Source organism: Nostoc sp. NMS4, assembly GCF_017115095.1.
Lineage (GTDB): Bacteria > Cyanobacteriota > Cyanobacteriia > Cyanobacteriales > Nostocaceae > Nostoc.
The window spans coordinates 34,970-49,639 of the sequence record NZ_JABXKI010000050.1; the positions used below are offsets into that span (position 1 = coordinate 34,970).

Annotated in this window: 14 protein-coding genes and 1 pseudogene; 13 read left to right on the plus strand and 2 right to left on the minus strand. The window is 41.6% G+C overall.

The window, feature by feature from the left end; all coding sequences use genetic code 11:
- The first annotated feature begins 99 nt into the window (after nucleotides 1-99).
- From HWQ37_RS02270 to HWQ37_RS02285, 4 genes are all read left to right on the plus strand, one after another.
- Nucleotides 100-612, plus strand: a complete 513-nt coding sequence (locus HWQ37_RS02270; protein ID WP_292743215.1) for a DNA topology modulation protein — start codon at nucleotides 100-102, stop codon at nucleotides 610-612.
- 150 nt (nucleotides 613-762) lie between these two features.
- The gene (locus tag HWQ37_RS02275; RefSeq protein ID WP_292743217.1) at nucleotides 763-1,062 is read left to right on the plus strand and encodes a hypothetical protein; all 300 of its coding nucleotides are present in this window, start codon (nucleotides 763-765) and stop codon (nucleotides 1,060-1,062) included.
- A complete protein-coding gene (locus HWQ37_RS02280; RefSeq protein WP_292743219.1) occupies nucleotides 1,059-1,307 on the plus strand; it encodes a PIN domain-containing protein in 249 nt (82 codons plus the stop codon). The genes HWQ37_RS02275 and HWQ37_RS02280 overlap by 4 nt, the downstream gene beginning before the upstream one ends.
- A 57-nt stretch (nucleotides 1,308-1,364) precedes the next feature.
- A complete protein-coding gene (locus tag HWQ37_RS02285; protein ID WP_292743221.1) occupies nucleotides 1,365-1,568 on the plus strand; it encodes a PIN domain-containing protein in 204 nt (67 codons plus the stop codon).
- A gap of 526 nt (nucleotides 1,569-2,094) precedes the next feature.
- Here the strand turns inward: HWQ37_RS02285 and purH are convergent.
- Nucleotides 2,095-3,615, minus strand: a complete 1,521-nt coding sequence (gene purH / locus HWQ37_RS02290; protein WP_292743223.1) for a bifunctional phosphoribosylaminoimidazolecarboxamide formyltransferase/IMP cyclohydrolase — start codon at nucleotides 3,613-3,615, stop codon at nucleotides 2,095-2,097.
- Between the two features lie 227 nt (nucleotides 3,616-3,842).
- Here purH and HWQ37_RS02295 point away from each other — a divergent pair, with 227 nt between their 5' ends.
- The 9 genes and pseudogenes from HWQ37_RS02295 (at nucleotide 3,843) to HWQ37_RS02335 (ending at nucleotide 13,100) form a co-directional block, all read left to right on the plus strand.
- Nucleotides 3,843-4,421, plus strand: a complete 579-nt coding sequence (locus tag HWQ37_RS02295; protein WP_292743225.1) for a Uma2 family endonuclease — start codon at nucleotides 3,843-3,845, stop codon at nucleotides 4,419-4,421.
- A gap of 336 nt (nucleotides 4,422-4,757) precedes the next feature.
- Nucleotides 4,758-7,349, plus strand: a pseudogene (locus HWQ37_RS02300) (beta strand repeat-containing protein); the annotation flags it as partial.
- A 338-nt stretch (nucleotides 7,350-7,687) separates the two neighbouring features.
- Complete coding sequence (locus tag HWQ37_RS02305; RefSeq protein ID WP_465249659.1) at nucleotides 7,688-8,293, plus strand: alpha/beta hydrolase; 606 nt, start codon at nucleotides 7,688-7,690, stop codon at nucleotides 8,291-8,293.
- Between the two features lie 154 nt (nucleotides 8,294-8,447).
- A complete protein-coding gene (isiD, locus tag HWQ37_RS02310; protein ID WP_094351471.1) occupies nucleotides 8,448-8,660 on the plus strand; it encodes a protein IsiD in 213 nt (70 codons plus the stop codon).
- 86 nt (nucleotides 8,661-8,746) lie between these two features.
- Entirely contained in the window at nucleotides 8,747-9,964 is a 1,218-nt protein-coding gene (gene coaBC / locus HWQ37_RS02315) for a bifunctional phosphopantothenoylcysteine decarboxylase/phosphopantothenate--cysteine ligase CoaBC (RefSeq protein WP_292743229.1), read from the plus strand.
- The gene (locus HWQ37_RS02320; RefSeq protein WP_292743231.1) at nucleotides 9,961-10,731 is read left to right on the plus strand and encodes a lipoate--protein ligase family protein; all 771 of its coding nucleotides are present in this window, start codon (nucleotides 9,961-9,963) and stop codon (nucleotides 10,729-10,731) included. Before coaBC ends, HWQ37_RS02320 begins: the two co-directional genes overlap by 4 nt.
- Before the next feature lie 517 nt (nucleotides 10,732-11,248).
- Nucleotides 11,249-12,730, plus strand: a complete 1,482-nt coding sequence (locus HWQ37_RS02325) for a site-2 protease family protein (protein ID WP_292743233.1) — start codon at nucleotides 11,249-11,251, stop codon at nucleotides 12,728-12,730.
- 5 nt (nucleotides 12,731-12,735) lie between these two features.
- A complete protein-coding gene (locus HWQ37_RS02330) occupies nucleotides 12,736-12,912 on the plus strand; it encodes a DUF6888 family protein (RefSeq protein ID WP_292743235.1) in 177 nt (58 codons plus the stop codon).
- A complete protein-coding gene (locus HWQ37_RS02335; RefSeq protein WP_292743237.1) occupies nucleotides 12,909-13,100 on the plus strand; it encodes a DUF6887 family protein in 192 nt (63 codons plus the stop codon). Before HWQ37_RS02330 ends, HWQ37_RS02335 begins: the two co-directional genes overlap by 4 nt.
- Nucleotides 13,101-13,394: 294 nt before the next feature.
- Here HWQ37_RS02335 and HWQ37_RS02340 read toward each other — a convergent pair whose 3' ends face one another.
- Nucleotides 13,395-14,654, minus strand: a complete 1,260-nt coding sequence (locus tag HWQ37_RS02340) for a glycoside hydrolase family 10-like protein (RefSeq protein ID WP_292743262.1) — start codon at nucleotides 14,652-14,654, stop codon at nucleotides 13,395-13,397.
- Between the last annotated feature and the right edge of the window lie 16 nt (nucleotides 14,655-14,670).

The following is a 14,670-nucleotide window of genomic DNA, read 5'->3' on the forward strand; positions in this document are numbered from 1 at the left end:
TGGTACTATTGTAACGGCGTATGGAGTTGCCCTGAAGACGGTTATTTGGGTGAGCAATGCTTACCGTGTTGAGCTTGAAAAAGAAGGTGCGAACCTAAAGTGAAGAAAATTTTAATCATTGGTTCTGGAGGTGCTGGTAAATCTACCCTAGCCCGCGAACTAGGAACCATCTTAAGTTTAGAAGTGATTCACTTGGATGCTTGGTACTGGAATCCCGGTTGGGTTGAGACTCCAAAAACTAAATGGCAAAGTATTATCCAAGACCTAACCCTACGAGAATCTTGGATTATGGATGGTAACTATAGCGGTACTCTGGACATTCGTTTGTCGGTTGCAGACACTGTAATTTTTTTAGATTTTCCCCGAATTTTATGTTTGTCACGAGTAATTAAACGCCGCTTTATATATGCTGGAAAATCTAGACCTGAGATGGGATCAGATTGCCCTGAAAGATTGAATTGGGAATTTATTAAATATATCTGGTCATACCCAATTATTCGCCGTCCTGGAATTCTAGAAAAACTTAGTCAAGTAACACCAAGTCAGCAACTTATTATTTTCCGCAAACCAACACAAGTTGGAGAATTTTTACAAAAAATTTCCCTCTATTAAGATTTACTCAATTGATTTTTATTAAAAGGATCTAAAAAAAATGATAAAGCAGACATTGTTATTTATCTATTAATAAACTACCAGCAATTAAGGTTAAATTACTAGAAGAAAGTGTTAAATTAGCAAATTAGGTTAGGAATAACTAAAATTATGATTGATGTCAAAACAGCAGTAAACGCGGCATATCAATACATAAAATCCATACAAGACATAATGGGTTCTTCATTAGAAGATTTGAGACTTGAAGAAGTAGAACTTTCTGAGGATAAAAGCTTTTGGTTGATTACTTTAGGGTTTGATATTCCTCAAAAACCTCCTAAAAGCCGATTGGAAGTCTTAATCCCTCCCTCTGTTGCTTCTACCCCTGTGTTGTATGAACGAGAATATAAACTTTTTAAAGTAAATTCTCAAACTGGCGAAGTAGAGGCAATGAAAATTAGAGAAGTATGAAAGATTTGATTGCTTCCCTTATTCGTCGTTATTCCCAAAAAGGAGTTTTAGTTGATAAAAACATCCTGCTTCTTTTGTTAGTTGGGAGTGTCAATCAAGAACGAATAACTAAATTTAATCGAACCCAGCAATTTATACCAGAAGATTATGAGCTTCTGCTAGCATTTATTGAAAAATTTAAAAAGCTTGTAACAACTCCGAATATTTTGACAGAAGTTAATAGCCTTGCAAATCAACTTGGTTAACCCGAACGTTCTCAGTGCTTTGAAATATTCGCTCAATTTACTAAAAATGTTGCTCTTTTGGATGAATACTACATAAAGAGTTTAGATGCTGTTAATACTGAAAAATTTGTCAAATTTGGACTTACTGATAGTGGAATCCTAACTTTATCTAAAGGTAAATATCTTGTACTAACTGATGACCTCAAATTAGCAAATTATCTTCAGAGTGTAGAAGTTGACGTGATTAACTTTAACAATATTCGTGTATTTAACTGGAAGTAAAAATATGAAATTATTTTGGAAGCGTTAATTTCTATAATTTCTGCACACAAATTAAAAAATGCCTGGGAGTGTTGCCGTGTTTCCACCCCAGTCATTTTTTATTCTTAACTTGCTCCTCACACACAAATAAACCATATCACTACTTCTATTAAAGAGCAAGTATATTGAGTGACACTTTCAAAACTGCATAGGCAATCCAATTTCTGACAAATTAAAAAGCGCCTGGGAGTGTTGCCGTGTTTCCACCCCAGGCGCTTTTTATTTTTAACTTGCTCCTCACACACGACTCAACACTATCACTACTTCTATCAAAGGTCAAGTATATTGAGTAAGACTTTCAAAACTGTACAAGCAATCTAATTTCTGACAAATTAAAAAGCGCTTGGGAGTGTTGCCGTGTTTCCACCCCAGGCGCTTTTTATTTTTAACTTGCTCCTCACACACAAATAAAAGATATCACTGCTTCTATCAAAAGGCAAGTATATTGAGTGACACTTTTAAAAGTGTACACCTTACGGTCTATGATTTAGTGTAAAAAGTGACGTACACCAGTTAAGATCATCAGCAAACCCAGTTCGTTAGCAGCTTTAATTGAATCTTTATCGCGCAAACTTCCCCCTGGTTGGACAATGGCTGTAATTCCTGCAGCTGCGGCTGTTTTGACTGAATCATCAAAGGGGAAGAATCCATCGCTGGCGAGAGTTGCACCAATGGATTTTTCTCCAGCTTGTTCTAGAGCTATTTTAACTGAGCCGACGCGGTTCATTTGACCAGCACCTACTCCTAGTGTAGTGCGATCGCTTGTCACAACAATGGCATTAGATTTAACGTGTTTGCAAACTTTCCACGCAAACAGCAATTCGGCTAATTCGGCGGGTGTGGGTTGACGTTCGGTGACAACTTGCCATTCACTGCTATCAGCAACGATGTCATCGCTAGCTTGGACAAGGAAACCACCTGCGATCGCTTTCACGGTATCCTTAGTCCCACTGCTTAAATCTGGTAGAGTTAAAACCCGCACATTGGATTTTTTACCAAGGATTTCTTGAGCTTCGGCATCACAACTTGGTGCAACCACACATTCTAAAAATGTTTTAGTTAACTCGCTAGCTGTAGCGGCATCAATCGGACGGTTGAGGGCGACAATGCCACCGAAGGCAGAAGTAGAATCAGCATTGAAAGCTTTTTGATAAGCTTCTGAAATTGTGCTTCCCAGTGCTGTACCACAGGGATTTGTATGTTTGATAATCGTTGCTGCGGGGGTATCAGTGAATTCCGCAATAATTCGGCGTGCGGCTTCTAAATCAACTAGGTTATTGTAACTAAGTTCTTTGCCTTGCAATTTCGTAGCGGCTGCCCATCCCGTTGGGGTAGTACCAATTTGATACCAGGCGGCGGGTTGATGAGGATTTTCGCCGTAACGCAGAGATTGTAATTGTGTGCCGCTAAGGGTATATTGCTGTGTTTGTGCGAGGTAAGATGCGATCGCGCGATCGTAAGTAGCAGTGTGCGAAAATCCTTGTAATGCTGCCTTTTGGCGGAACTCTAGGGATGCTACGCCGTTATTTTGGCGCAATTCCTGCAAATACTCGCCATACTGTGCTGGATCGCATAATACAGCGAGATGAGCGAAGTTTTTCGATGATGCCCGTAACATAGCAGGGCCACCGATATCAATTTGTTCAACTGCTTCTAATAATGTTACCCCTGATTTAGCGATCGTTTCCTCGAAAGGATATAGATTCACCACCACTAAATCAATCGGGCGAATTTGGTTATTTTCTAAATCTGTAATATCTTGGGGAACATCTCGCCGCGCCAAAATTCCACCATGAATCCGGGGATGTAGGGTTTTGACTCGGCCACCTAAAATTTCTGGTGAACCTGTGTAATCTGCAACTTTGGTGACAGGGAGTCCCGCATCTTTGAGGGCTTGGGCTGTTCCCCCACTGCTGATTAAATCAAAGTCGAATTCTTCAACCAAGCTACGGGCTAGGTTAATTATACCAGTTTTATTAGATACACTCAGCAGGGCTAGACGCGCCATTGATCAATTCCTTAAAAGTAGGCTAGAAGCGAAGGATCTCAAGTTTTGCATAAGCCTTGGTTTACTTCAAGACCATGAGGAATAATATTGATTTGTGTAATTTATATGCTTAGATCCCCCAGAGCCAGCACTGTCCAAAATGCTGGAAATAAGGACTAGGTGTCTTAGTCTCTAATATTAGCGATCGCCTAAACTAAAAGCAAGCATCTTTTATCCACATAACACCTATGGTTCAGTCTTCTAATCAACGCCTAACTCTAGAAGAATTTCTCGCACTTCCCGAAGGAGATATTACATACGAGTTTGTTAATGGTGAAGCTGTACCCAAATATAAAGATCATGAAATGTCACCAAAATTTTTTCATGGCTCGACTACTGGTGCTTTATTTATACTATTATCTATATGGACACAAGCAAAGGGTCGAGTTGTGATTGAATGGGCAATTAAACTAACACGAAATCAACAAGATTGGATGCCTGTAGCCGATCTGACCTATATTTCTTATAACCGTCTTCCTGTTGATTGGCTATTAGATGAAGCTTGTCCTGTCGCACCTGAATTAGTTATTGAAATCATTTCACCTGGTCAAACTTTTGGTGAAATTGCAGAAAAAGCGACTGATTATCTGAAAGCTGGTGTTTCTCGTGTTTGGGTAGTTGATACAAAAGCTAGAACTGTAACTGTATTTGTGCCATCTTCCTTACCCATTACTTATCGTTCTCATCAACTAATTACTGATGATTTGCTACCAGAATTGGAAATTACCCCTCATGCAATCTTTCAACGAGCTGGATTAAATCCCTAAAATTTTATTAGGAATCAGAAGTCTGTGATAGTGTATTATCTAAACAACAACAAAATATAGGGAATAACAATTTATCAATATCCGAGAGAAAAAGTGATAGTTTCTCTATTTTTTATTGCTTAGATATCCTATTTTATGAGTCAAGATGATGTAACTGTTTTGGCTGATGTGCGATCGCATCCCTATAGTCTTACTTACCTCATTTTAACCGCTCAAGGGTGACATGAAAATATGTCCAAACTTCAACATTAGGCAAATTTTTGTGCGCTTCAACAGCACTAATTGCAACTTGATAACTTAATTTACTCAAAAAATTGATTCAGGTAGGAAAAAGTTATGGCAAATATCATTGGAACCAACGGTAATGATACCTTAAATGGTAATACCTCATTCATCATTGACAGCGACGATACGATTAATGGTAAAGCAGGTAACGATACGATCACACCTAATTATGGCAACGACACTCTGACTGGTGGCGGTGGCAAGGATAAATTTGTCTGTTTTGATTCTGGCTACACCGATACTATCACTGATTTCGGTGGCGTAGGTAAAGGCGTAACTCCCTCAGCAGCAGTCATTGCCGAAGTGGATATCATTAAATTCCAAGATGCTGGGTTGACTGCTCAAAATCTGCTCCTGACTCAGAACGGCAGCAATCTGGAAATCACCTTTGAAGATAGTGTGTTAAGTACAAAAGTCATCCTTCAAAACTTCAAATTAGAAAACCTGGATAATCTGCCAGCAACTTCTTCACGACCTGCTATTGGCAATATCCTGTTTTATGGACAAACCAGCATCGCCGACAGTTTTGATGTGTTTGATGCCAACTCCACTCAAACAAACCTGTTCAACAAGAACACAGTGACATTTCTCAATGACCTCGACAACAACATTACAGGTTTAGACAACTCAAATGATGTGGTGAATGGTCAGGGAGGTAATGACAAAATCGATGGCAAGAGTGGTAATGACCTGCTGCGCGGTGGTACAGGCAATGATACTCTCATTGGTGGTGAAGGGGATGATTCCCTCAACGGTGGTACTGGTAACGACCTGTTGTGGGGTGGTGCGGGCAATGACACCCTATTTGGTGGTACAGAAAATGATACCCTTCTTGGTGGTACTGGTGACGATCGCTTGGATGTTGGTTCTTTGATTCTTGATTCTTTAGCAGGAGCAGGCGATCATCTGCTCTCTGGGGACGATGGCAACGATACTCTCTCTGCCTCAGGCTCCGACAACCGCTACCAAGACACCTATTACTCCTCTGGTAATAACACCCTTAACGGTGGTGCTGGTGACGATCACTTGATTGTTAACTTTTCAAAAGGCAATAACTTGCTGAATGGTGGTGAGGGCAACGATACGTTCTCCAAGAACTACAGTGGCAATGATACGATAGATGGAGGAAAAGGTGACGATTTGTTGTCGTATGAAACCAATGGTTACTATAGTACTAAAGGAATCACTGGAGGAATCACTTCAACTTTCAATGATACTACTAACGTTGGCTCAATTACCCTAGACACGAATCAGGTTAGCTACAAAAATATCGAACGATTAAACATCATAGGTACATACTACAATGACTTGATTGTGGGGAGCAACGGCAACGATACCATAGATGGGGGCTATAGTGGTAATGATACGGCAGATGGAGGTAAAGGTGACGATTTATTGAGGGTTGATGACGACTACAATGCTAACGGTGGAATCACTTCGACTTTTAATCCTACTACTAACCAAGGATCAATTACGGCTGGCACGAGACTGGTTAGCTACAAGAATATCGAACGATTAGATATCACAGGTACATCCTACGATGACAACATTTTGGGGAACAATGGCAACGATACGCTCGACGCGGGCTATAGTGGCAATGATAGGATAAATGGGGGAATAGGTGACGATTTGTTGAGGGTTTATGAGTACAATGCTACCGGGGGAATCACTTCGACTTTCAATCCTACTACTAACCAAGGATCAATTACGGCTGGCACGAGACTGGTTAGCTACAAGAATATCGAACGATTAGATATTATAGGTACATCCTACGATGACAATATTGTGGGAAACAATGGCAATGATACGCTTTCCGGGGGAAGTGCTGGGAATGATACGATAGATGGGGGCGCAGGTGACGATTTGTTGTCCTATAGCTCCAATGCCGGGGACTCAATAACTTCGACTTTCGATGCTACCACTAATACTGGGTTAATTACGGTGGGCGGGGATGGGGTTAGCTACAAGAATATCGAACGATTATATATCGGAGGTTTATTCGGCAATGACAACATTGTAGGGAGCAATGGCAACGATACGATAATAGGAAACGCTGTATATTCTCCGGTGACTTCCATTTATGAGAGTAGGTTTATTAATGGCAATGAAACAATAGATGGGGGTGCAGGTGACGATTTGTTGATCGTCAATGACAGCGATGGTGACTATGTAATCACTTCAACTTTCAATGCCACCACTAACCAAGGATCGATTACATCTGGCACGAATCAGATTAGCTACAAGAATATCGAACGATTAGATATCACAGGTACATCCTACAATGACATCCTAACAGGTGGCAACGGTAATGATACCCTCAATGGTGGTGGTGGTACTGATACCTTTGCTTTTAATAGTTTCAATGAAGGCATTGATAGACTTGATGACTTCAACACTACTAATGAACTGATTCGGGTGTCGATTGCTGGTTTTGGTGGCGGGTTATCACCAGGTTCACTTTCAGCTAATCAGTTTACGATTGGAGCATCTGCAACTACTAGCACTCAGCGATTTATTTACAACGATGTTACAGGTGCATTGTTCTTTGACCAAGACGGCAGTGCGAGTTTCTTTACTCAGATACAATTTGCACAATTATCTCCTGGGTCGTCACTAACCAAAAATAATTTTGTGGTTGTCTAACCGTGATTAGCACTCTATCACTCTAAGTAGAGAAAATAGGAAATGGTCGGATTGCGAGGTGTCTAAAATAGCAACTTGCATCCGATTGATCAATGCAATTATACGCGCTTCGGGACAGGCTTCGCTTAGTGCAATGACATATCGTAAGTGATTAGACGAGCATGATCTGATTCGCTGTTCACTCAAAACTGCCGATTTCTGTCTTCCATAAATTACCTTGATGACGATCGCATTTTTTGATCGAGCAGCAAATGCCATTAAATACTGAAGTCTGCTTGAAGAGATAGGATTTATTAGAAGAGCATAATTTTAGGAGTAAACCTCTGTCTTTACAAGCTATCACTGTTCCCACAGCCACTTCTCAACCCCCCACAGGCTTAATTGTGACTTTGCATGGTTGGGGTGCTAACGCTGAAGATGTAGCATCTTTATTACCCTTGCTCAATTTACCTAATTACCAGTTTGTATTGCCTAATGCACCTTATCCTTATCCCTATTCCCCTATAGGGAGGGCATGGTATGACCTGCGGGTGGAAAATATGTATGAAGGATTGCCAGAAAGTCGGCAACTGCTAACAGATTTCTTGGAATCTTTAGAAAGTACCACTGGCGTACCTTTGTCACGTACCATCTTAAGTGGATTTTCTCAAGGAGGAGCAATGACTTTAGATGTCGGCTCAAAATTGCCCCTAGCAGGTTTAGTTGTGATGAGCGGGTATTTACATCCTGACGCAATCACAGCAGCTAAAAGCGGGATTCCACCAACTTTAATCACTCACGGTAGATATGATGAAGTTGTGCCCCTAAAAGCTGCTTTGAAGGCACAGGAAACTCTCAAGTCTCTAGGAGTGGCGGTAGAATACCACGAATTTGATATGGGGCATGAAATAGATCCACAAACCTTAGAGGTGCTACGAAATTTCGTTGTAAATACAATTGCTTAGTCAGCATTACGAATTTTTTATAAATTCTGGTAAAAATTCTGACAATTTTCACGAAATTAATGACATCTAATGAGTAATATATATTGGGTGGTTGCGTTCAGCGCAACTTAACCCATGCTGAAGGCGAGTGCTGCATAAGGGAGGGGCAAGTATTATGACAACTCTAAGCATTTCCCAAAAAGAAATTGCTGCCATGAGTGCAGTAGAAGTAGAAGAACTAGCTACACGTCTGGAACTGGATAATTATAGCAATGCTTTTGAGGGTTTAAATGATTGGCATTTATTGCGAGCGATCGCATTTCAGCGCCCAGAGTTAGTTGAACCCTACATCTACCTCTTAGACTTGGAACCCTATGATGAAGCGTAGTTGAGAGTTAGGAGTTAAGAGTTAAGAATTAGGATTTATAACTATTTAGTACTAATTTTTGTAACTACTCACTCCTAACTTTTACCATGACTAATCCAAAATTGAACAGGGTTCTCATTGGTGTAGGTGGCGGTATCGCCGCCTACAAAATCTGTGAACTAGTTTCGACGCTGTTTAAAACTGGGGTGGAAGTCCGAGTCATTCTCACCGGTTCGGCGCAAAAATTTATCACACCTCTGACTTTAGCCACTCTATCTCGTCATCCCGCCTACACAGATGATGATTTTTGGCAAGCAAATCACTCCCGTCCGTTACATATTGAGTTGGGTGAATGGGCAGATGTGATGGTAATTGCCCCTTTGACAGCAAATACATTAGCAAAGTTAGCCTACGGAATGGCGGATAATTTACTCACAAATACCGTGCTGGCTTCTACTTGTCCCGTGCTGTTAGCGCCCGCAATGAATACAGATATGTGGGAACAGCAATCGGTGCAGCGAAATTGGCAACAGCTATTGACAGATAGCCGATATCATGGAATGAGTACAGCATCAGGTTTATTAGCGTGCGATCGCATCGGTGCTGGTAGATTAGCAGAACCTCCAGAAATATTCGCTCACATTCTATCGTTATTACACACTCAAGGCAAACGAGATTTAGTCGGTAAACGAGTGTTAATTAGCGCTGGGGGAACACGAGAGTATCTTGACCCAGTGAGGTTTATTGGTAATCCTTCCACAGGTAAGATGGGATTAGCTTTAGCGCAAGCCGCACTTCACCGAGGCGCAAAGGTTACTCTGGTACATGGCCCAGCCCATTGGGATGTACCATTGGGAGTAGAAGCGATTCCTGTTGTGAGTGCCGAGCAAATGCAGCACGTCATGGTGGAATGTTCACCCAAGGCTGATATCATAGTCATGTCGGCGGCTGTGGCCGATGTCAAGCCACGAGATTATAGTATAGAAAAATTACCCAAGCGATCGCTCCCCCAAGCTTTACCCCTAGAACCAGTACCGGATATAGTCGCCCAGTTAGCAAAACTCAAACAGCCGCATCAAATATTAATTGGTTTTGCTGCACAAACTGGGGATATTGTCAAGCCAGCCTTAGAAAAGTTACATAATAAAAAATTGGATGTGATTGTTGCCAATCCCATCGATCAACCTGATAGTGGTTTTGGGAGCGATCGCAATCAAGCGATATTTTTAGATAGTCAGGAAAATCAGGCAGAAATTGCCCCTTGTTCTAAATTAGAAATGGCGCATCAATTATTTGATCATCTTTCCAGATTCCCAAACCGATGAGACAACTAACAATCGAATCCCCATCCACCTGGCGTTTGATCCCAATGATTCAGACATCGGGAGCAGTGCAAATGGCGATCGATGCTTGGTTGTTCAACCAATGTGAAAAGGGACAGCACCCGCCTACCCTACGTTTTTATACCTGGTGTCCATACACTCTCTCCTTGGGACATTTACAAAAACAATGGCCTACCCAATGGCATAATCTGATTTATCAGGGACAGGCGCTCGATTTAGTTCGTCGCCCAACGGGAGGTAGAGCGGTTCTCCACCAAGGGGACTTAACCTACGCCCTGATTACCTCAGCTAGTACTGGAAAAAGTTGGGGTATTTATGAAAAAATCTGTAACTTTTTGATTCAAGGCTGGCAAACCTTGGGTATTGAGTTAAATTATGGTTCTGCTGGACGGGGTTACATTCATAATCCCAGTTGCTTCAACACAGCAACAGCAGCTGACTTGGTTACAGCCGATGGAAGTAAATTTATTGGTAGCGCTCAACGTAAGGGGAGAGATACCATTCTTCAACATGGCTCGATGATTTTGTCTACAGACAAAGATTTATTTCAGGAAATCTTTGAACAATCGGCTCCGTGGAATACCTCACTTTGCAACACACACCAAGAGGATGGCTGGATTCTCAAGATTGTGGATACATTGACAGAGACAGCAAAACAGTACTTTGGCATAGAACTAGTTACCCAACCATTCACCGATTTAGAATGGCAAGATATCCTCAAATTGCGATCGCTTTATGAAGTGCGTTAGCGTCGCTCATCGTAGGTATCGTCTATTGTGAAACTTGAGGTTATTTAGTCAAAAACGAATATATATCAATACGGTTCAGTTAAGGCTAAAACTCTGTTATCCAAGTCATTTTTTTAACGAACCGCAGAGGCGCAGAGGACGCAGAGAGAAGAAAGAGAAGGAAAAAATTGCTTAACTGAACTGTATTGATATACATACCAGTCCTAAATCATTTGTGAATAATAATATCCCCGACTTCGTAAAAGTTGTCGGGGATCTGAGTCTCTCGATTTTCACAACTCATTTAGGATTGCTATAGGTCAGGTTTAGTTAAGGCTAGCAATAGTTTGTCTACTGCGCCAAGCTGAAATCTGCTGTAAGTAGAACTATTACAAGTTCGACTTGCACGAATACTTGGGTTGGGATAGCCTACGCTAAACCGGATAATTTGGGCAGATGACAGGCGACGTTATAAATTAATAGTGTATCTGCAATACCGGACTTGTTCTGGCTCAGTTTCAATAGCAAAGGTTTGGAGATGTTTACTTTATCAGAAACTTCTATCCTGGCGGCAATCCTACTGGTAGCTTTAGGCATTTTAGGCTGGGGCTTTTATCGCGCCAGACCTTTTGGTAAGCTGGGAATCTTAGCCTGGTTACAGTCGGTGGTGTTGATGACTCCCTGGCTCCTGTTTTTTGGATTGTTTGCCGCAGGGATTTACATCAATATAGCGGGTATATTGTTATTAGTTGTGACTTCCGCCGTCTTGTACATCTTTTTGGGCAGACAGTTACGCACAGAGGGGCAAGATGCCATCCTCAAGCAACGCGCAACCGAAAGAATCGCTGCTGCTTCGTTAATTGAAGCAAATTCTCCACAATTAGCAGTCGCGGAACTGAAAGCGGAGATCCCACCAATACCAGAAGATGACTTGAATGCAATTAAAGGTATTTTTGGTATCGATACATTTTTTGCCACAGAAACCATCGCCTACCAAGATGGAGCCATTTTTAAAGGCAATTTGCGGGGAGAACCAGAAGAGGTTCACAACCGTCTAACTGCAAGTTTACAACAACGCCTTAGCGATCGCTATCGTCTGTTTTTAGTGGAAAACATAGACGGTAAACCTGTGGTAATTGTCCTACCAAGCCGCAACGATCCCAAGCCGATGTTGCGATCGCAAAAAGCTTTTGCAGGTATTCTGTTAATAGCAACTATTGCCACAAATCTAGAAGCTGCGAGTTTATTGCTGAATTTTGATTTCTTTGGCAATCCAGGACGATTCACAGAAGCTTTGCCCATCGGTGCTGGGATATTTTCGATTTTAGTAGCTCATGAAATTGGTCATTGGTTACTTGCCCAGCGTCATCAAATTCGCCTTAGCTGGCCGTTCTTTCTACCCGCAGTCCAAATTGGCTCTTTTGGTGCAATTACCCGTTTTGAGTCTCTATTGCCCAACCGTAAGGTATTATTTGATATCGCTTTGGCAGGGCCAGCCGCAGGTGGTATTGTCTCTTTGTTAATGCTGGTGACAGGCTTGCTGCTTTCTAGTCCAGGTAGTTTATTTCAATTGCCCAATCAATTTTTCCAAGGGTCGATTTTAGTGGGAAGTTTGGCGCGAGTTGTCCTTGGTTCGGCGTTGCAATCGCCCCTGGTAAGTGTTCATCCTTTAGTAGTGATTGGTTGGCTGGGCTTAGTAATTACCGCTTTGAACTTAATGCCGGCAGGACAACTAGATGGTGGGCGAATTGTTCAAGCGATTTATGGACGCAAAACCGCAGGACGAGCAACGATCGCAACTCTAATTTTACTAGCAGTAGTGTCTCTTGGTAATATGATTGCCATGTACTGGGCGATCGTCATTTTCTTCTTGCAACGCGATCAAGAACGCCCCAGTTTGAATGAGGTTACTGAACCCGATGATGCTAGAGCCGCTTTGGGGCTTTTGGCTTTATTCTTGATGATTACTACACTACTACCCCTAACTCCGGGCTTGGCTGGGCGTTTGGGAATAGGATAGTGTTTATGGAGCTTACACCCAAACAAGCAATATCCGCAATTCGGGTGTGCGCCCAACTTACCAGAGTTTATAAACGAATAGACCTTGTAAGATTAGATGAGCGTACCAGAAATATTTATATCTTGGCGAATAATTCAATCGAAGCTGAGGTAACACCAACTGGAGAAATTCTTTGGTTATGACAAAACCTAACTTTCAACAAATGCCTTTAGAGCAGCTAAGAGTTTATATTTTGGAGCATCGCAACGACGATGAAGCATTCCATATCTATATTGACAGAAGACGTGCCCAATCTCCAAATCAGATGCCAATGACTATTGAGGAAGCGGAGGCGGAATTACAGAGACGCTTTGGACAGCAAGCGAGTTAAAATAATTCGTAATTCGTAATTCGTAATGACGCGACGCTCGAAGACTCGCTACCGCTCCGCTATCGATGACTCGCTACCGCTTCGCTATCGCGGACTCGCTAACGTAATTCGTAACTTGCTGCTTGTTAGGGAACTTCAAGAATTAATTGGATATTTTTTTATTTGGAAGTCCCTTAGTTGATCTTCACTTAAACCTAAAGAATTTGTGAAAAACCCACGACAGATTCTTAAGTGATTGTCGGTGAACTTTCACTGCAATTAAGCGATTTGTTCACCGACAGTTTATTATGAAAATTAACCGAACGGTTTCCAACCTGCGAGCAAATTTGGGTAACTTGTTGGTGTGGGGAAAATTTTCTGGAAGCCAGTTTGACGTTCTTGAGGCTTTTCTTTGCTTATATTCCAGAGGGATTCATAGAAAAAGAAAGAGACTCCAGCAAAATTGCGATCGCGGATTTTTTGTACTTGTGTCTGAAGCTGCTGCATGGATACAGTTTTGTTTTTCAACCCAGCCAAAATACCCACACTCACAGGAATATGCCTCTTGGCTGCTTTCACTTCTGGATACTCTAATTCCCTAACAAAAACATTCAAATCATCCCGATATATCTGCAAAACTAAGTCTTCAACAATTCCCAGCCGTTCCCACTTTTGCCAGTCTGCTAAAAAGAAGTCATAAGAAAAACGTTGAGGATTAGGAGCAATGGAAACCAGACAATCTTTTTTAGTAGCTTTAATAGTTTTGAAAACCCGTTTCATAAACTCGGTGATTTTGTTAGCTCTCCAACTTACCCATTCTGGATCTTTAAAGTTTTTGGAGGGAGCTTTACCACGGTGTTCTTTTTTGTAAAGTGCCACTGTATAGGCATCATATCCTAATTCTGATGGTAAGCCAAAATGGTCATCAAATTGAATCCCATCAATATTATAATTTCTGACAATTTCAACGATTAAATCTTGGATAAACTGTTGTACTTCTGGACGAAAAGGATTTAGCCAAACGCGATTATCATTCCCATCTTTGACAATCCGCGTCCCATCGCGGCGGTTAGTGAGCCATTGGGGACGATTTTTAGCTAATAGAGAATCTGCTGGTGCCATGAAGCCAAATTCAAACCAGGGAATCACCGTTAACCGTTTTTGATGTCCCACATCCACAATCTCTTTGAGGATATCTCGCCCTTGCAATCCGGGTGTGGGATCGAGCGATCGCCCGATAACTTTTTGGGCGACTTTGCTAGGATACAATGTATACCCCCAATTCCAAACCGCCGGATATATGGTGTTAAAATGGAGTTCGTCAAGGCGTTGCAAAGATCCCTTGAGGCGATCGCGCTCAAATAAGACATCACTATCAATATTTGTTAACCACACTCCCCTTAACTCAGATGCGATAGTTGAGGGTAGATTTATTTGAGCGTTCAATGGGAACGACAACATCACCGTAGCGATCGCACTTAAGGTAAGCATAACGACAAACAAAAAATACTTTCTACTTTGGCGAATATTCCACCAAAAAGGAAACTCAACACACCACTTTACAAACCTTTTCATCATTATTTAAAATGTC